Below are 18,343 nucleotides of genomic sequence, written 5' to 3' on the forward strand. Positions count from 1 at the left end.
CCAATTTCGCCTTTCTTCGTAAGGAATTTTCTCTCAATACCCTTCGATAGCTAGGCAGAAACACGATAGGTATCGCTCTCGTAGGAGTATCTAACCAGAAAATTCTCGCCAGAGGAACAGACTCCGAGAAACAGCTACAATACAGAAGAAAACTATGACGAATCACGAAAATCACGATCAGCACGAGGGAGACGAGAATAAGGATGAAAGCCCTGCTCACCGGGATCTTGATCACGAGCAACCTCATGTCAAGCGGGAACTTCTGGAGGAGGAGGCCCAGTCATCGGCGTCTGCTCACACCGGTCACGAACCAAGCGATGTACAAGGCGACAAGGTAGCACACGCTGGTCATGGCGAGCATAATGGCCATGAAGATCACGGCGGCCATGGTGTGAGCCACGTCGGCCACGAGCAGATGTTCAGAAAGCGGTTCTTCGTGAGTCTCCTACTCTCGATTCCGGTTCTTCTCTATAGCGAAGGACTACAGGAACTGCTAAATTTCTCCATGCCAGCGTTCCCGGGGAGTGAATGGACTAGCCCCATCTTCGCGGTTATCGTCTTCGCGTACGGTGGAATTCCGTTTATCGAGATGGCTATCCCGGAGCTCCGGACGCGCGCGCCGGGGATGATGACGCTGATTTCGATGGCGATCATCGTTGCGTTCATCTATAGTCTCGCCACCGTTGTTTTCCTCCCGGGGATGGACTTCTTCTGGGAACTGGTGACCCTGATCGATATCATGCTACTGGGCCACTGGATCGAGATGCGCAGCGTCCGACAAGCCTCAGGCGCACTTGATGAACTCGCAAAGTTGTTACCTGACACGGCCGAGCGGATCACCGAGAACGGTGGGACGAGGGAAATTCCCGTGAACGACCTTGAAGAGGGGGATCTAGTGCTTGTCCGACCAGGCGCGAGCATTCCCGCGGACGGCGTCGTCGAGGACGGCGACTCTGACGTCAACGAGGCAATGATCACTGGTGAGTCTCGGCCTGTCTCTAAGGATCCCGGTAAGGAGGTTATCGGCGGAACGATCAACGGCGAGGGGAGCCTTCGAGTACGCGTTACCGCAACAGGCGACGAATCAACACTCTCGGGAATTATGCGGCTGGTCGAGGAGGCCCAGACGAGCAAATCCCGTACGCAGATGCTTGCAGATAAGGCCGCTGGCTGGCTGTTCTACGTGGCCGTCACCGCAGCCGCCGTCACTGCCATCGCATGGGTAGTCGCCGTTGGCTTCAACGTTGAAGTCATCGAACGGATGGTGACCGTCCTAGTCATCGCCTGTCCACATGCACTCGGACTCGCTATTCCACTTGTCGTCGCGATCAACACCTCACTAGCAGCTCAGAACGGAATGCTAATCCGTGATCGGATTGCGATGGAAGAAGCACGGGAAGTCGACGTCATCGTCTTTGACAAGACAGGGACACTCACTGAGGGCGAACAGGGCGTCGTCGCCGTCGAAACAGTTCCTGGCACTGACGAGGACGAGGCATTGGCATTAACCGCCGCGGTCGAGGGTGACTCAGAGCATATCATCGCACGGGCAATCCGCGAGGCTGCTGGCGAACGAAACCTAACACTCCCTGAGACGAACGCCTTTGAGGCCATCAAGGGCCGCGGCGTTCAGGCTACCGTCAACGGTAAGACTGTCCATGTCGGCGGGCCAAATCTCCTCAACCAACTCGGCATCGAACCGTCACCTGAGCTAGCGGCATTCGCTGAGGAGGCCGGTGGGAATGCTCAGACAGTCATCTACCTCGTCCGCGAGGACGAAGCCGTCGCAGCGATTGCCCTTGCGGATGTGATCCGCGAGGAGAGCCGGCAGGCCATTGAAGCACTCCACGACATGGACATCGAGGTTGCGATGCTCACGGGCGACTCCGAAGACGTCGCACGCGCGGTGGCCAATGACCTCGGGATCGACACCTACTTCGCTGAGGTGCTCCCGGAGGACAAAGACAAGAAGATCGTCGAACTCCAGGAACAGGGCAAGAAGGTCGCGATGGTCGGCGACGGCGTGAACGACGCACCTGCGCTGACGCGGGCCGACATCGGCATCGCGATTGGGAGCGGAACCGACGTTGCGGTCGAGGCGGCTGATATCGTGCTCGTCCAGAACAATCCGCTTGACGTGGTGCGGTTAGTGACGCTCTCACGGAAGAGTTACCGAAAGATGCAGGAAAACCTCGTGTGGGCCGCCGGCTACAACGTCTTCGCCATCCCGCTGGCGGCGGGCGTGCTCGCGCCGATTGGGATTCTGCTCTCACCGGCGGTCGGGGCAATCCTGATGTCGCTGTCGACGATCATCGTTGCGATTAACGCGCAATTCCTCCGGCGGATCGACCTGAGCGTGCCGAGCCTGCCGGGACTGTCTGCTCCCACAAAAACACAGCCGGCAGACTAGTTCCACTGCGTGTTCCACCAGTTCAGTCCCTGGCGAAGGTGAGTAGTCCAAGAGAAAACCAGATGAATGGTCACTGTCGAATCAATGAGCCAGTGACCATACTCGATAACAAATTTAGAAGTCGTTCAATCGAGATAACTAGAAGGAAAACATGAGTAACCCATTTGTCGTAATCGGTGGGGATGCGGCGGGGATGAGCGCCGCGAGCAAAGCTAAACGAGATGCGCCCGACCTCAACGTAGTCGTCTTCGAGAAAGGCTCTCGCATCTCTTACGGCGCGTGCGGGCTCCCCTACTACGTAAAGGGAGAGATCGAATCGCTCGAAGAGCTAATCTCGGTCACGCCAGAAGAAGCGATTCAGGAACGGGGAATCGATCTACGGCTGAGCTACGAGGTAACTGCCATCGACCGGAGTACCAAGACTGTCACAGCAGTCTCCCACGAGAATGGAGAGACGGTTGACCAGTCATATGACGACCTCCTCATCGCGACGGGTGCACGAGCTGTCGTTCCACCTGTTGACGGTCGTGACCTCACCGGTGTGTTCACCCTCCACTCCCTCGATGACGGTCGCGTCCTCCGAGCAGCACTCGAATCCCAGCCGGACACTGATTCGCATCCCGTCGAAGAGATCTCTATCCTCGAGTTTCTCCGAACGACGGATCTGGAACGGATTGGGATCATCGGTGGTGGGGTTCTCGGAATTGAGCTGGCTGAGGCGTTCGCCGCGAACGATCTCGCCGTCCACTTATTCCAACGCGGCACGCACCTACTCAGTCCATTCGGTGAAACAGTTGCGCGTGAAGTCGAAGATCATCTTCGCGAGTATAGTATTGAACTGTATCTTGAGGCCACCGTCGAACAGTTAGTCGGAGAAAACGAACAGATTGTAGCCGTTGAAACCAGTGGGGAGACAGTGCCAGTCGACATGGTGGTATTCGCGACGGGGGTCGTCCCAAACGTCAAAATTGCCGCCGACGCAGGGGTTGAACTTGGCCCAACGGGAGCAATCAGGGCTGATGAGTATGGCCGGACGAACGACGAACATATTTACGCTGCAGGCGACTGTGCCGAAGCGATACACATCGTCACCGGCGACCCAGTTTACGCTCCCCTCGCGCTCACCGCAAACCGGCACGGTCGCGCCGTCGGCCAGACCGTCACTGGAACGCCCACGCCAGTCGGGCAGATCGCCGGCACAACCGCGGTCAAAGCGTTCGACCTCGAAATTGCACGAACGGGAACAATCACATTTGAGGACGAGGCGCGTTCAGCCGGCTTTGACCCCGTCTCACGTGTGATCACTGCCGGTTCACGTTCAGGATATTATCCTGGCGGATCTCCGATTACCATTGAACTGGTAGGTGATAGGCAAAGCGGTCGGATTCTCGGTGCAGGCATGGTTGGTAGCGAAGGGGTTGCAAAGCGGATCGATACCGTCGTGACAGCCCTCTCCGCTGAGATGACCGCGACCCAGGTCGAACGCCTCGATCTCTCGTATACCCCACCGATCAGCCCAGTTTGGGATCCTGTGCTTATTGCAGCCCGTGTCCTCCAAACGGAACTCGACACACAACTAGCTGAGGGAAACGGCGGGTCGTAGCCTTCTAGGAGCAGGCGGAGGCGGCAGGCCAGTGACTCGTTTTCAATCCCAACATGAATAAAGCCTCCTATATGTTAATTTATATATGAATATAGATTTCAGAGACTCCGTTAAAATATTACTATAGTCATACATTTTTCACGACTATTGATTACCGCCATCACAATATTGGTTTCGAAGGTGTAGGGGTTAATTTCCGCAGTTATTTAAAGAGAAAGTGCCTAATAAGATACCTACATTGATATTGTCGTATGCCAACAACTCTCACCGTTGATGGAATGACCTGTGGTGGTTGTGAAGCGAATGTCGTCGATGCACTTGAACGCGTAGAAGGAGTCACGAACGCACAGGCCGACAGAGAAACGAACACTGCAAAAGTCGAGGGAACTGCCGAAAAGGAAGCTCTCGTCACTGCTGTGGAAGACGCTGGATACGACACCAGCGCTTAGCTAAGCCGAAAACGGATATCAAAGATTACCGAAAACAATGTTAGAAGATAGTATATCTCGTCGGAGAGCATTACAAACAGTTGGTGCGGCCAGCGTTGTCGGAATCGCCGGCTGTTCAGGATCACCTGACTCTAACGGTCAGGCTGATCCATATGGAACGTCCACATCGAGGGACAGTCCAGACGGATCGTCTCAACACCCTCACTTCGAATCATAAAGCCTACCCGATTCTCCATTACTTCTACAGCAGACAACCTGAACAGGCGTCAGTAATCAGTATTGCAGTTCTCGACGGAGCTTTGACGATACTTCGGTTTGGTGTTGCTGAACAAGATCGGCCAAGTGATCTAATCATCAGAAACGCACGTGTGAGCGTCCAGAGCTACCTCAATACACTTCACAGTGCGTTTATCGAGCCTGCCGAACACGCTCCTTCCTCGCCAAATCTCGATATAATTCGCGAAGCTGGAGTTCCAACTGTATCTGACGAGGAGTTCGGTGCGTCACTTGCGCAATTAGACGAGCGACGGCGAATGCTTCTGGGCCTCGTTGAATCAGATGCTCGGCAGTGGCCTTCTCAAGACAACAAGTAGTGGAAGGATGAATCCAGTGACCTACATTGTCTACCTCATTATTGCCTTCCCTTGTACCTGCACATCGATGGAGAAATGCTTTAGGCCCAAGGTCAAAGGAAAGGGTAATGCAACGTCGCACATTTGTCAAATTACTTGGCTCAAGTGCAATCGGCGGTAGTACTACCCTTTCTGGATGTGCTCGCTTGAATCCGTCATCTTCATCAAATAAAGTCCGAATGGTCACAAAGAACCATCAATCGTATTTCGACCCGATTGGACTGTTCGTCGATCCCGGCGGGACAATTTCATTTGTGATGGAAAGTGGCAATCACTCTGCGACAGCGTATCACAAGCAGTACGGTCTGGCAGAGGAAACCCGGATTCCGAAGAGCGCAGAACCCTTTGACAGTGGCGTGATTATTGAGCAGGGAGATACATTCGAGCACACGTTCAACACAAAAGGAACCTACGACTACTACTGTATTCCACATAAGACGATGAGGATGATTGCTCGGATTGTCGTTGGTGAACCAGGTGGACCAGCTGAAGGAAGTATGCCCCCTGATGGGTCAGTGCCGACGAGTCAGCAGATCGTCAATAAAGGTACTATAGGTTATGAACAATTCAAACAGAATAATTGACCGCCACCTGGATTGATGACCTAATTATACGCGTACCCATTATCGATATTCAGTCTTAGCTCGTGAAATTCTAAACAGTCTTTGCTACGGAGTATACTGCTACCGCCAATTTCGTTCACTTCGAGTACAGCGAGTACCAGTATGCATGGCTTGGCTATTCCTCGGGCTCTGGATCGCCTACCCGGCCCTCACTCGCGGAAGTGCCACATACCATTACCCCCTCGGTTATCTGATTGCGCTTATTATTCCATCGAGTGTCGGCTATATTATCTGGCGCGATGGCCGTCACGTCCTCCGAGAGATCGCCCAAGATACCGTCGCACGGCGATTCGGATTTGGCGTGGGTGCCGTTATGGCAGTCTTTTTCATCTTTTCGACGGGAATGCTAGCGCTCGTCCCCGAAGAGGGCATCATTAATGGGCGCTCGACAATTCATACACCCACATTTATTGATACCGTCCCCACAGCCAATCCGCTCGTCACCTGGCCAGCAGTCCAATTCTGGTTCCCCGTGATCTCCTCGGCTCGATCGAGGACCGTCCGGTCGTTGAGCGGCGGCTCCTCTTCCTCGTGGCGACCCAGCGTATTCGGCGGCTCTCGCGGGGCCGACACACCCGCTCGGTCTGCCTGAATCAAAATCGTCCTCGCAACTTTCTCGATGGTTTCTCTGAGCTCAGCGGTAAACCGGTGGTGCCAGCTCCGCCACAGCGTCGACTGATCGGGTGCAGAGTCGAACCCCAGTCGATGGCGCAGTGATGGTCGCTATTGCAGGTATGCGGCGAGGGCCATCTCGTGAATCCAGCCGTGGAGTTCTTTGAGCAGAAAGACTCGCATCAGCTGAGACATCCCGAAGCGTGTTGCTCCTGTATAGCGATCGTGTGGCCGGAATTCGACGTGCGCCAGTGGGAGGTGACAGATGAATCCCTCGACCGATTCGTGGACGTCGTGCTCGAACCAGACCGTTGCGACCGTTCGGATATCCGCTTCAAGGCCGTGGAGCGAACTGCAGTCGTACAGCGGTGTCGAGTCGTAGGTGGGCCCCTCGTAGTACGCGGTTTTTGCGATGGTTCGGAATACAGCACATCGTGACGTCTGAGTCGATGGCATCAATTCTGTACTCGTCCGTGGTCAAGTGATTCGATACGTGCGATGGGTTCTAGCATTTGCACAGATCTTCCGGTGCATTCTCTCGACATCGAACCGTCTCACCAGTTGCCCGGGTTTTTGTCCTTCGACCTCGTAGAATGCTATTACATCACAGTGACCAAGGACGGCAAGTCCAACGCCGGTTTTCAATCCAACACAACAATGACTGTCATCGCGGACATTACCGTCCCCGCAGACGCCTTCGAGTTAGGCCGCGTCCTGCAGGAGTTTCCGGACGTCGAGATCGAACTCGAACGAATCGTACCTCTGCAAGAATCAATCATCCCGCTGTTCTGGGTCTCCGGCACTGATACCGCGGACATCGAAGCTGCACTAACCGAGAATCAGCACACGGAAAGCGTCGCGCAACTCACGACGACCGACGATAAAACGCTGTTCGAAGTCCACTGGAGTACCGAGATCAACGGCATTATCGAAGCCCTCATCGACACACGCGCCAAAATTCTCGAAGCGATAGGGGAGGCTGAGACTTGGGACTTCCGGCTGCGGTTTAGTGATCACGAACAACTCTCCGAGTTCAACATAGCACTCACCGAAGACGGCATTCCCGTCACGTTGCGTCATCTCTACAATCCGACCCCACCGGAGGAGACATCGACACTTTCGGACGAGCAACGTGAGGCGATCGTGATGGCGTATCAACACGGATTTTTCGAGGTCCCGAGAGGTATCACACTCACCGAGCTTGCTGAAAACATGGAAATCAGCGACAGTGCACTCTCACAGCGAATGCGGCGTGCCCTCGCTATCGTTGTCGAACAGGCCGACGTCTCCGAATCGATCCCCTGAGGCGGTCGGTGACCGCAGAGCCGAGGTACGATACCGAAGGGAGATAGCAAAAAAGACCGGAACGGTCGACTTCGATATCCAGCTCGTTTCGCCACATTCCAACGACGGTACTGAAGGCAACGGTTGTGCCGGATGCTATCGTATCCTTCCGTCGAAGTGGTCGAATTGCTATCCAGGGACGCACTTGACCGAACATGAGCTATCATGTCACTAGAAAAACAATATACAACTGACGAAGCCATCATCGAATTCGCGGGAACACTCCGGGGCACGCTCCTCCGGCCGGATGACGAGGGCTACGACGAGGCACGGTCAATCTGGAACGCGATGGTCGACAAACACCCGGCACTGATCGCGCAGTGTGCTGGCGCGTCTGACGTCATCAACGCAGTGACCTTCGCAAAAGAGCAGGACTTCCCCATCTCGGTAAAAGGTGGTGGACACAACATCGCCGGCAGGGCGGTTGAAGACGACGCGCTCATGATCGACCTCTCGCCGATGAAATCAGTCCGGGTCGACCCGGACGCGAAGACTGCCCGCGTCGAACCGGGCGTGGTGCTCAACGAACTGGATCACGAGACCCAGGCGTTCGGCCTCGCCACGCCCGTGGGGTTCAACTCCACGACCGGTATCGCCGGGCTGACGCTCGGCGGCGGATGGGGGTGGCTCTCGCGCAAGCACGGATTGACCGTCGACAATCTCCTCTCGGCCGACGTCGTCACTGCCGACGGCGAGCTCGTCCACGCGAGTGAGGACGAGAACGAGGACCTCTTCTGGGGACTGAGGGGCGGCGGCGGAAACTTCGGGATTGTCACGTCCTTCGAGTTCCAACTGCACGAGGTCGGCCCGACGGTGCTGTCCGGGCCGATCGTCCATCCTTTCGAGGACACTGCTTCGATCCTCTCGGAGTACCGCGAGTTCGCTGCCAACGCGCCCGAGGAGGCAGCCGTCTGGTTCGTCATCCGACACGCGCCACCCATGGAGATCATCCCCGAGGAGTGGCACGGCGAGAAGGTCATTATTCTCGCCGCGTTCTACGGCGGCGAGATGTCCGAAGGTGAGGACGTCCTCCAGCCGTTGCGCGACATCGGCGACCCCATCACAGACGCGGTCGGTCCCCACCCATACGCTGGCTGGCAACAGGCGTTCGACGGCCTGGTTCCGGCCGGCAACCGGAATTACTGGAAGTCCCACAACTTCGTCGAGATGACCGACGGCATGATCGAGACGTTCGTGGAGTTCGGAGAGACGATTCCCTCAGAACTCACGGAGATTGCCTGTGCTCAACTCGGCGGGGCGGTCAACGACCGGCCGGTCGAAGCGACGGCCTACCCCCACCGCGATGCTGAGTTCGTGATGAACCTCCACACCCAGTGGGAGGACCCCGAACAGGACGGGGCGTGTATCGCGTGGGCACGCGACATGCACGAGGCGATGACCCCCTACGCGACCGGCGGCGTCTACGCCAACTTCGTCCCCGAAGAAGTGGGCGACCAGCAGGCCGCCTACCGCGAAAACTACGACCGGCTGGTTGAGGTCAAAAACGAATGGGACCCAGAGAACCTGTTCCGGCTCAACCACAACGTCGAACCGACGGAATAAGCGACTCAGCCGCCTGAAAAGGATTCTATCCCTTTTCGCGTTACCAAACACTCCGATAATGTCAGCACTCACAGTCTCGGATGATGGACAGTTTTCGGTTCTTTTCAAGCAAATACTGGCTCGATTCATCCGATTCGATAGGAGTCTAATAGACTCACGTATGGCCACGTCAGACCTCACAAACCTGCCTGGGATTGGACCAGCCACTGCCGACAAGCTGACCGAAGCTGGCTTTGACTCCTATCTGAAGTCGGCTAGGTACGATTCGTCATGCATAGCTACCTGCGAAATTTAGCTTGACAGCCCAAATTTCGCGAGAGACTGTGAATGAGGAATATTACTTGCCCATCATCAGACTCCTATGAGGCGCTGGCCGTCGCGAGCCCCGGCGAACTCAGCACCACCGCCGACCTCGACGAGAAGACGGCCGCCGACATCATCTAGACTGCGCGCGACGCCGCGGATCTCGGTGACGTCGAAACTGGAGCAACCGTGCGGGAACACCGCAAACAGATCAGGAAGCTGAGCTGGCGCATCGACGAGGTCGACGACCTGCTCGGCGGCGGCATCGAAATGCAGTCAATCATCAAATTCTACGGCGAGTTCGGCGTCGGCAAATCCCAAATCACCCACCCGTTGTGCGTGAACGTACAACTGCCAGAAACGTACGGTGGACTCGGTGGACGCGCGATCTTCGTCGATTCTGAAGACACATCCCGTCCTGAACGCATTGATGACATGGTTCGGACGAACCTGAGTTTTAAGATGGTTTTGTCCCAGTATTTCACTTACTCTCTACGTCGGTTGCAGCTTCAATTGTACACTCCAACAGCTCGTAACTCACTATTGGATCCTTCTTTAACCCATCCGAATCAATACAAATGGTGGTAGCAAACTTTTTATTTAGACTCTTCTAATACTCTTTCATGGCCACTCCAAAAGTGGAGGACTACCTGAAGGCGATTCACGATCTTCAGGGTGAACACTCATCTGCCGCACCATCAGCAATCGCGGCCGCGCTTGGGGTGACACCACCGTCAGTGACCCGAATGCTCAACCGGTTACACAACGATGAGCTCGTCGTCTATGAGAAATATCGCGGTGCAACTCTCACCGACCGTGGTGAGAGGCTCGCCCGTGCGGTACTCCGACGTCACCGCCTCCTGGAACTGTTCTTGACCGAGAAACTCGGCTACGACTGGGCTGCGGTTCACGAGGAAGCCGACGTGCTCGAACACTACATCAGTGAGAAATTAGAGGCACGAATTGCAGCCATGTTGGACGACCCGACAACCGATCCACATGGAGCACCCATTCCAACATCGAATCTCGAATTCCCGACGAACGCAGACGGCTGTTTTCTCACAGAATGCGACGAGGAGGACGTGAAAGTTGTTCGAGAAGTTCATGAAAGTTCGGCTGACGTTCTCACGTATCTTGCCGACATCGGAATCGTCCCCGGGGCAGTGATCCGAGTCACCGAAGTGGCACCGATTGGGATGGTAACCGTCCGCATCCGAGAAACGGAGGGGGCTATTCCACTTCCCGATGAAATTGCAGCGATGATTCGTGTCGCTTCGTTTGACAACGAACACGTTGAGGAATCCAAACTGGCACACGAGGTATCTTAATGCCATCACTAGAGTATTCACGAGCAGCAGAGCTCACGGAACGCTTGGAGCAGAGACTAGTCGACTCGATAGAGTCGGAACTCAATTTCAGCCGCCGCACCGTGCTTGGTGGTCTTGGTCTTGCAGGAAGTGCCATGCTCACTGGCCTCGGACAGGCCGATGACGGTTCCCATTCAGGAGGCGATCACGACTCACACGGGAACTTCGGTGCCGTCGGCGAGTACGCCGACATGAAATTTGACCCCCACGAGTACCTGTACCAGTTCAACACTGGTCGCGGCGAACAGGAGAACGTCCCACAGCGGAAATACGAAGAGAACGGCCGAACCGTGCGTGAATTCGAGTTCACCGCAGTCGATACGACAGTGACCATCGCTCCGGGAATCGAGTTTCCAGCGTGGGCCTACAACGGGCAGGTTCCTGGGCCGACGATCCGTGCCGTCGAAGGTGACTTGATCCGAGTGAAGTTCAAGAACTTAGGACGACACGCACACACGATTCACCCGCACCTGCGCAATCTCAATCCCCGAATGGATGGGATTCCACAAAACGGCCCAGGTGTCCTTGACACTGGTGAGTCATTCACGTATGAATGGACTGCCCAACCAGCTGGCTGTCACTTCTACCACTGTCATTCACTGCCGTTGAAAGAGCACATCCATCGTGGCTTGTACGGTGCGATCATCGTCGACCCTGATCCCGAGCGCGTTCGTCAGAATCCTCGGGAGTACGTGGATTATCACGGCCCAGTTACGAACGAACTCCGAACCGAACTCGTCGAGATTGCCAAGAGTCGGAACCACGAGTACTCCGAGAACGATGCCGTCAACGAGATGGTAATGGTGATGAACGGGTTCGACACGAACTTTGACGGCGAGAACGAGGTGTATGCTGCGAACACCCGCGCATTTGCATATGGTGTCGGTCAAACCGACGGGAATGGTAACTGGAAACACGACGAAACGAAACGACCGATCCAGCTTGATAAAACCCAACGACACCGTGTGTATCTCATCAACGCCGTTGAGTTCGATCCCATCAATTCATTCCACTCTCACTCGCAATTTTTCGACTACTACGACCACGGAACGACGCTACTCCCGACGGCGAAAATGGTCGATACGATCATGCAGTGTCAGGCACAGCGCGGAATCATTGAACTCGATTACTCCAACCACGATTCAGGGTTGTATATGTTTCATGCTCACCAGTCTGAGTTCGCTGAACTTGGCTGGATGAGCTTCTTCGAGGTGGTCTAACATGAGCAAATCAAATCCAAACACCGACGGTGCTACCGCAGTCAACCGATATGAGCGCCCGTTCGGTCTCCCTCGGTGGGTGGCCGCATTGCTTCCAATCGTTCTACTCGCACTTATCGCGGGGAGTTTTTTCGTCATGTCACCGTTCACCGCACTCGATACTCGCGGTGAGCCGCTGCCGGATGTAACGATCACCCATACATCATTACCAGATGACGAGACGATCGTTATTCACGTCACAAATAATGGTCCTAGTGAAGTTACCATCTCACAGGTACTCGTCGACGAAGCCTATTGGAACTTCGATGTGCAAGGAACTGGTGGCGATAATACCCTCGAACCACGTGAGAGCGCTCGTGTCGTCGTCCCGTATCACTGGAACCCCGGATGGGATCTCGAAGTGGCGCTGATGCTGTCCGATGGCAGTACGGTAGATCACACTATCGTCGCACCGCAGGAGTCACCTGGGTTCACCAGTGACGTACTGATAACATTGGCCATCATCGGTCTTTTCGTTGGCGTCATTCCTGTGGCCTTGGGGATGATGTGGTTCCCGTTCCTCCAGTCGATGAGTGATCGCTGGCTCCACGCAGTGCTCGCATTTTCGGCTGGTATCCTTGCATTCCTCGCGATCGACGCGGGAATCGAAGCTATCGAACTTACTGAACGTATTCCCGGTGCGTTCGAAGGAGCTGCACTCGTTGCGCTCGGTATCCTCGGGTCGTTGTTGGCTGTCCAGTCGATCAGTGAATGGCGGAAAAACCGTGCAACGGCTGGTGATTCCCGTGCTAGCAGTGGTCTTTGGATCGCCTATCTCGTCGCGCTGGGCATCGGATTGCACAACCTGGCCGAAGGGCTGGCCATCGGGAGTTCGTTCGCGCTCGGACGGGTCTCCCTTGGGGCGTTCCTCGTCATCGGGTTCATGCTTCACAATGTGACCGAGGGGCCAGCAGTCATCGCACCCGTTGCCCGTGGTGAGCGGCCGGCACTCGGCCACTTCATCGCACTCGGTGTCCTTGCAGGGGCACCAGTCATCTTCGGCGGATGGATCGGCAGTCTTGCGTTTTCACCGACGCTCGGTGCGTTTTTCCTCGCAGTCGGTGTGGGAGCAATTCTCCAAGTTATCTGGGAACTGCGAGGAATGATCGTGCGTGATGGACAAGTTTCATCGGCGCTCAATCTCGCCACCTTCCTCGGTGGCCTCGTGGTGATGTATGCAACCGACCTCTTGGTGGTACTCTAATCGCAATCACCTCCCAACATCAATCATGGCTCCACATCCAAATCGACGACGATTCCTGAGACTCACCGGTGTGACGCTTGCGTCCACCGCTCTCGCGGGATGTTCTGCTTTCAGTGGGTCGAGCGACCAGCAGTCCGTCTCAATGAACGACCAGCTCGCCTATGAACCAAAATCCATCTCAGTTGCTCCAGGGACGACGGTCACCTGGACGAACGACAGCGATGTTGATCATACTGTGACTGCATACGAAGACGGTATCCCCTCCAATGCAGAGTACTTTGCGAGCGGTGGGTTCACCTCTGAGCAGGCTGCCCGAAACGATATGGGTGGCGGCTTGATCGCTGCCGGTGATCGATTCAAGCACACTTTCGAAGTGACTGGAACGTACGAGTACTTCTGTATCCCTCATGAGGGGTCTGGAATGACTGGAGCTGTTCAAGTTTGATAGCCATTTTTCCGTTGTTGTAGGAGATGATTCCCTCATAGTCGGCGCATGCTTGACGGAAAGATCACGATTCGCACACCGATACAGTACTTATAACTCTAAATGACTGTTCTTCATATCGAAAAGATCGTGGAAATATTCCGTTGTTGTGTATCGTCTTCCCGCCGACTATCGAAGAAGGTCCCCCTCTACGTACGTTTTATGGTTCACCGCATCACTGAATGAGTGAGGGTAGGAAAAATTGAGAGACGCCACGAGCACTGATGTAAAACTGTAGGAAGCTTGAAGAGACGTTTCTTATCCCCCTCTGGTCGCTCATTCGATTCGAGTAGTTGAAACGTTCTCCTTGTTCATTCTAAATACAACTGCATGCAGCATCGATCAATCCGGAGTCATTCAGTATACATAGTAATCTATCTCAACTATGTTATATTTGTTGCATACCAATAAGAAAATATTCCCAATCATCGTTCGATACAGCAAACTCAGCCCATGCTTGAGAAGGGACTTCACATCGTTGGTTACGTCATTGCGCACGTACTATTTCTCGGGGTGAACACACCCGAAGCCGTCACCCGGCTCTGGAAGTGGACGGCACTCTATCTTCGACTCGTGGTTGATAGTGTCGACAATATAGTAGCTCGCCTTTCCCGCCGAATAGGGCACGACATGGCGACGATCACCGAGCAGATATGCCATGGGCACAAGGCATTACCGTACCTTCGGCATGTGAATATCTACGCACGAAGGGGATGACAGACGGATCCCCAGATTCGTCTGAAGTCTCTGATTAGATGAGACCATGTCGAGACAACTGGGGATTAGTTTTTAGACTCAGAGACCGAAAATATCCGTACCCCGTGTAGTGATCAATTCATGTACAAAGACACAGCACGATCGCTGAGATCGCCGAAGTTCTCGACCGTGATCAGAGTACTATTGGGAAACAATTGAAACCGCTATTCGAGCAAGAGCTGGTGACTCGATATCCACGCACTGTCGAAAACGGGGGCGTCGAGTATCTTCATGTCGCCGAACCACTCGCAGAAACCACAGAGTGGCTACAGCATGAGTTGGACACCTGGACGAATGCGGTACTGACTCAACTCGAGCAGCTCCAATCGAACTAATCTGAACTCGTCGAATTGGTTGAGACGAAATCCAGTATCTCTTCCAGCACTAAAAATCGGGGCTAAAGCACCTGAGATCCGAACAAAACTAAATATAGTAATTTCAGTAGAATCATCTACAGAATAGACAATAGATATCTCTATAGGAATCTCAGTATCACATACTATTGAAATCCCAATATTTATACAAATATGATAATCTGTATGTCTGACGCAGTTTTAAGCCTATAGGATTAGCAATAGATATCACAATATGGCAGAAACAATGCGAATTGCATCATTTCTCGACAAAGGTGGCGTCGGGAAAACGACCACGGTTGCACATTTTGGCGTCGCCCTTGATGCCGACGACTACGACGTTTTACTGATCGACCTCGCCGGGAAACAAGGTGATCTTGCGAAACAGTTTGGACTGTGGAACGAAGTCACAGCCAACGACGAAAACTGGCCAAACATCACGACCGTCTTCCAAGACGAATGGAACATCATCGCCAAACAAATCGATGACGCGGTCGACCAGCTCGTCCTTGAAACTGGCGAAGGCCCTGATCTCATCCCCGCTCACGAAGGGCTTGACGGCCTCGACAGTATGCTTGGAAATATCGACGACACTCAAGAGCGCTACTCACGACTGGACGAGTTCCTCACTGAGTACATTGATGGTCACTATGACATTGTCCTCCTCGATTTACCCGGCAGTACGTCGAACATCGCGTACAATGGTCTCTGGGCAGCACAGAATGTGCTCGCACCCGTGAAAGCCGGACCGTTCGAGGAAGGACAGGCTGAACAGTTACGCGACGACCTCGAAGAGATTCGTGAGGAGCAAAGAATGGATATTCAGCTTACGATGCTCGTACTAAACGAGCTTGACGAGCGGACGAATGCCGGTCGTCACTTCAAGCAAGAATTTTCAAAAAATTACCCAGACGCAATCGCGCCTCGTCAAGTGAACTTTTCACAGGATATCGTGAACGCGCAAATCGAAGGGAAAACGGTATTTACGCTCGAAGAACCGTCGAAAACTGCAACGCGCGCGCTTGAAGCGTACCAGCAGAATGCAACTGAACTAGTATCGCGACTGGAGGCTCGACAATGAGCGACGACGTCGATCTCGAAGAACTGAAACAGCGAACACAGGTAGGAAACCGAAATCAAGAATCAGCGAAGCAAACCGAGAAGAAATCCTTCCGCGAAGACATCCTTGAAGCGTTGTCAGCCATTGAGAACGGCGACCGACAGAAGACCGTCTCGTTCTGGGACGGCGATACGGCGGCACTCGTAAGTGCCCTTGAAAATAATCCGGACGTTCAGCAAGACGTAGGGACGCGATTGCAAGAAGAACTTGGACGCGATGTCGACGAGGCAGCGATTGATCGAAGCGAAGTGCTTCGGCTGGCCATGCGAGCCGGTCTCCAACGGGCCGCGCCAGATATCGTTGAAATTTGGTTAGACGCAAAAGCAGACTCCGTACGTCGCCTATAGGAGTTTCTGTAGTAATTTCAATATCATATCCAATAGGAATTGCAATAGAGAAATCAACTGGATATCCAATAGAATGACAGATATAAATTACAATAGGATCCCTCATATTTCTCTTGTAGAAGGCAACAAAGGTCTCCAAGTGCAGTACTCGAGTAGTTGAGGTCGATAAACAGAGTGAAGAACGGTTGATTTATCTAAATTTCAGGCGCTAAAACTTTGTCGTTTACGGCGAGGATACAGCACCGTCATTGTCTTGCTTGCACGTGAAATTGCTAACCCACAGGCCTACAGATCGATACACTTTAGTCCCCACAATGTCTATACAATGTGTATGGAACGGTTCGAAATTAACGGCCACGAAGTCGTGGACGGCGATGTACGTCCAACCGGTAACGGCGCGCACGTCTATGTCCCACGGCGGTGGCTCGGCGCGGACGTGAAAATCGTTCGTGTTTCTGAACCAGATTCCGGTTCAGAGGAGTAACCATGACCGTAGATACACCACTGACGTGCTACATTTGTGGTGAGACGAGCGACCGGCAAACAGTCGATCTCATCGGATTTTTCCATGATCAGGAAGCTGCGGAAGAACGCTTCGATGAAAAACACGGGTCGTCAGCCGAAGGCTACATCGATGTCTGCCCTGATTGTAGAGACGAAAATCCCTATCACACCAAAAACGCCGAAGAAAAATACGGCGTCTATACGTAGAAAACGTGCGATACAACTACCGATACAGACTCAACCCGTCCGACGCTCACCGAGAGACGTTGGACTACCACCGCGACCTGTATCGGCAAGTGTACAATCACTTCCTCCACCGCCTCAATCGAGTAGACGGGACGACAAAATACGGCGAAATCAATCAACTTCCGTCGATGAAGCAGTGGTGGGACGACCTCACCAACCTGTATTCTCGCACCCTTCAGAACGAGGTTGAGAGATTGTATACCAACCTCTCACGACTAAAGGACGCGAAAGATGCAGGCCGGAAGGTCGGACTTCTCAAGTGGAAAGCACCAGCCGAATACCGGTCGTTCGCGTATCGGCAGTCTGGCTTCGAACTTAAGAACACGAGTGGCCAGCCTGTTCTCCAACTCTCAAAAATCGGCGAGATACCTGTCCGAATGCACCGGGACATCCCGGATGGTGCGAAACTCAAGCAAGTCACGGTGAAGAAAGTACCAACCGGCGAGTGGTTCGCCGTTTTCGGCATTGAGACGCCTGACGATCCACCGGAGAAACCCGATGAACTCACGGACGTAGTGGGTATCGACGTTGGGATTCTCAAGTACGCCCATGACACCGACGGAACCGCTGTTGAATCACTCGACCTCTCGGTCGAATGTGAGCGGTTGGAACGCGCACAACGTGACCTCTCACGCAAACAACATGGGTCGGAAAACTATCGCACGCAACAGCGTGTCGTTGCACGCCGTCACGCGGAGTTGAAACAGAAGCGCCAGGACTTCTTGCACAAACTGTCGAACTACTACGCGAACGAGTACGACCTCGTGGCGGTCGAAGACTTAAACATCGCCGGGAGGATGCAGTTCGATTCAAATTCACGCAACCGAGCAGCCGCCGCATGGGGAACTTTTCTCCGGATGCTCGAATACAAGTGTGAACGCCAGGGCACGCACTTCGTCGCTGTCGACCCCCGAAACTCGACGAAGGAATGTGCGTCCTGCGGTGTGAAGACGAACAAACCGCTGTGGGTGCGGGAACACTCGTGTCCGTCGTGTGGGTTCGAAGCCGATAGAGACGCGAATGCAGCATGGAATATCCTTGCTCGCGGTCTCGACCAGATAGGGACGGGCTGTCCCGAATCAACGCCTGCGGAGACTGCGCTCCCTACAGACACCGTTGTGTCTGCAAAGGGCGTCATCGAAACAGGAAGCCCCGCCCTTTAGG

General features: G+C 54.1%; 18 protein-coding genes and 1 pseudogene. 18 read left to right on the forward strand and 1 reads right to left on the reverse strand.

Translation table 11 applies throughout. The annotated features are described in order from the left end of the window. The first annotated feature begins 154 nt into the window (after nt 1-154). From LIW51_RS19180 to LIW51_RS19200, 5 genes are all read left to right on the forward strand, one after another. A complete protein-coding gene (locus LIW51_RS19180; protein ID WP_227378048.1) occupies nt 155-2,410 on the forward strand; it encodes a copper-translocating P-type ATPase in 2,256 nt (751 codons plus the stop codon). A gap of 151 nt (nt 2,411-2,561) precedes the next feature. Continuing rightward, on the forward strand, nt 2,562-4,013 hold the full coding sequence (locus LIW51_RS19185) for an FAD-dependent oxidoreductase (RefSeq protein ID WP_227378049.1): 1,452 nt from the start codon (nt 2,562-2,564) through the stop codon (nt 4,011-4,013). Between the two features lie 251 nt (nt 4,014-4,264). Next, nucleotides 4,265-4,462: a heavy-metal-associated domain-containing protein gene (locus LIW51_RS19190; RefSeq protein WP_227378050.1), complete on the forward strand. Its 198-nt coding sequence runs from the start codon at nt 4,265-4,267 to the stop codon at nt 4,460-4,462. Nucleotides 4,463-5,162: 700 nt separating this feature from the next. Continuing rightward, a complete protein-coding gene (locus LIW51_RS19195) occupies nt 5,163-5,678 on the forward strand; it encodes a plastocyanin/azurin family copper-binding protein (protein ID WP_227378051.1) in 516 nt (171 codons plus the stop codon). Between the two features lie 145 nt (nt 5,679-5,823). Beyond that, on the forward strand, nt 5,824-6,309 hold the full coding sequence (locus LIW51_RS19200) for a hypothetical protein (RefSeq protein ID WP_227378052.1): 486 nt from the start codon (nt 5,824-5,826) through the stop codon (nt 6,307-6,309). Between the two features lie 131 nt (nt 6,310-6,440). Here LIW51_RS19200 and LIW51_RS19205 read toward each other — a convergent pair whose 3' ends face one another. After that, the gene (locus LIW51_RS19205) at nt 6,441-6,785 is read right to left on the reverse strand and encodes a hypothetical protein (RefSeq protein ID WP_227378053.1); all 345 of its coding nucleotides are present in this window, start codon (nt 6,783-6,785) and stop codon (nt 6,441-6,443) included. Between the two features lie 201 nt (nt 6,786-6,986). Here LIW51_RS19205 and LIW51_RS19210 point away from each other — a divergent pair, with 201 nt between their 5' ends. The 13 genes and pseudogenes from LIW51_RS19210 to LIW51_RS19265 all read left to right on the forward strand — a co-directional run bounded on the left by LIW51_RS19210 (nt 6,987) and on the right by LIW51_RS19265 (nt 18,342). After that, complete coding sequence (locus LIW51_RS19210; protein WP_227378054.1) at nt 6,987-7,634, forward strand: helix-turn-helix domain-containing protein; 648 nt, start codon at nt 6,987-6,989, stop codon at nt 7,632-7,634. A gap of 204 nt (nt 7,635-7,838) precedes the next feature. Next, nucleotides 7,839-9,236 (forward strand): FAD-binding oxidoreductase, encoded by a 1,398-nt coding sequence (locus LIW51_RS19215; RefSeq protein WP_227378055.1) that lies wholly within the window; start codon nt 7,839-7,841, stop codon nt 9,234-9,236. 327 nt (nt 9,237-9,563) lie between these two features. Beyond that, a pseudogene (radA, locus tag LIW51_RS19220) lies at nt 9,564-9,983 on the forward strand (DNA repair and recombination protein RadA); the annotation flags it as partial. Nucleotides 9,984-10,162: 179 nt separating this feature from the next. Beyond that, entirely contained in the window at nt 10,163-10,867 is a 705-nt protein-coding gene (locus LIW51_RS19225) for a metal-dependent transcriptional regulator (RefSeq protein WP_227378056.1), read from the forward strand. Then, nucleotides 10,867-12,126, forward strand: a complete 1,260-nt coding sequence (locus LIW51_RS19230; protein ID WP_227378057.1) for a multicopper oxidase domain-containing protein — start codon at nt 10,867-10,869, stop codon at nt 12,124-12,126. The genes LIW51_RS19225 and LIW51_RS19230 overlap by 1 nt, the downstream gene beginning before the upstream one ends. Nucleotide 12,127: 1 nt before the next feature. Next, nucleotides 12,128-13,369, forward strand: a complete 1,242-nt coding sequence (locus LIW51_RS19235; protein ID WP_227378058.1) for a ZIP family metal transporter — start codon at nt 12,128-12,130, stop codon at nt 13,367-13,369. Nucleotides 13,370-13,511: 142 nt separating this feature from the next. Next, complete coding sequence (locus tag LIW51_RS19240) at nt 13,512-13,814, forward strand: plastocyanin/azurin family copper-binding protein (protein ID WP_368411826.1); 303 nt, start codon at nt 13,512-13,514, stop codon at nt 13,812-13,814. A gap of 872 nt (nt 13,815-14,686) precedes the next feature. Beyond that, nucleotides 14,687-14,944 carry a hypothetical protein gene (locus LIW51_RS39270; protein WP_368411847.1) on the forward strand — a complete coding sequence of 86 codons (258 nt, stop codon included), beginning with the start codon at nt 14,687-14,689 and terminating at the stop codon, nt 14,942-14,944. 253 nt (nt 14,945-15,197) lie between these two features. Continuing rightward, nucleotides 15,198-16,043, forward strand: a complete 846-nt coding sequence (locus LIW51_RS19245) for a ParA family protein (protein ID WP_227378060.1) — start codon at nt 15,198-15,200, stop codon at nt 16,041-16,043. Beyond that, a complete protein-coding gene (locus LIW51_RS19250; protein ID WP_227378061.1) occupies nt 16,040-16,429 on the forward strand; it encodes a DUF8115 family protein in 390 nt (129 codons plus the stop codon). The genes LIW51_RS19245 and LIW51_RS19250 overlap by 4 nt, the downstream gene beginning before the upstream one ends. 331 nt (nt 16,430-16,760) lie before the next feature. Then, nucleotides 16,761-16,913 carry a DUF2080 family transposase-associated protein gene (locus tag LIW51_RS19255; protein WP_227378062.1) on the forward strand — a complete coding sequence of 51 codons (153 nt, stop codon included), beginning with the start codon at nt 16,761-16,763 and terminating at the stop codon, nt 16,911-16,913. Nucleotides 16,914-16,915: 2 nt separating this feature from the next. Continuing rightward, nucleotides 16,916-17,140 (forward strand): hypothetical protein, encoded by a 225-nt coding sequence (locus tag LIW51_RS19260; RefSeq protein WP_227378063.1) that lies wholly within the window; start codon nt 16,916-16,918, stop codon nt 17,138-17,140. A 5-nt stretch (nt 17,141-17,145) separates the two neighbouring features. Continuing rightward, the gene (locus LIW51_RS19265) at nt 17,146-18,342 is read left to right on the forward strand and encodes an RNA-guided endonuclease InsQ/TnpB family protein (RefSeq protein WP_227378064.1); all 1,197 of its coding nucleotides are present in this window, start codon (nt 17,146-17,148) and stop codon (nt 18,340-18,342) included. The last annotated feature ends 1 nt before the right edge of the window (nt 18,343 follow it).

The sequence above is a fragment of the Haladaptatus halobius genome, from assembly GCF_020618475.1.
GTDB classification, from domain to species: Archaea; Halobacteriota; Halobacteria; order Halobacteriales; family Haladaptataceae; genus Haladaptatus; species Haladaptatus halobius.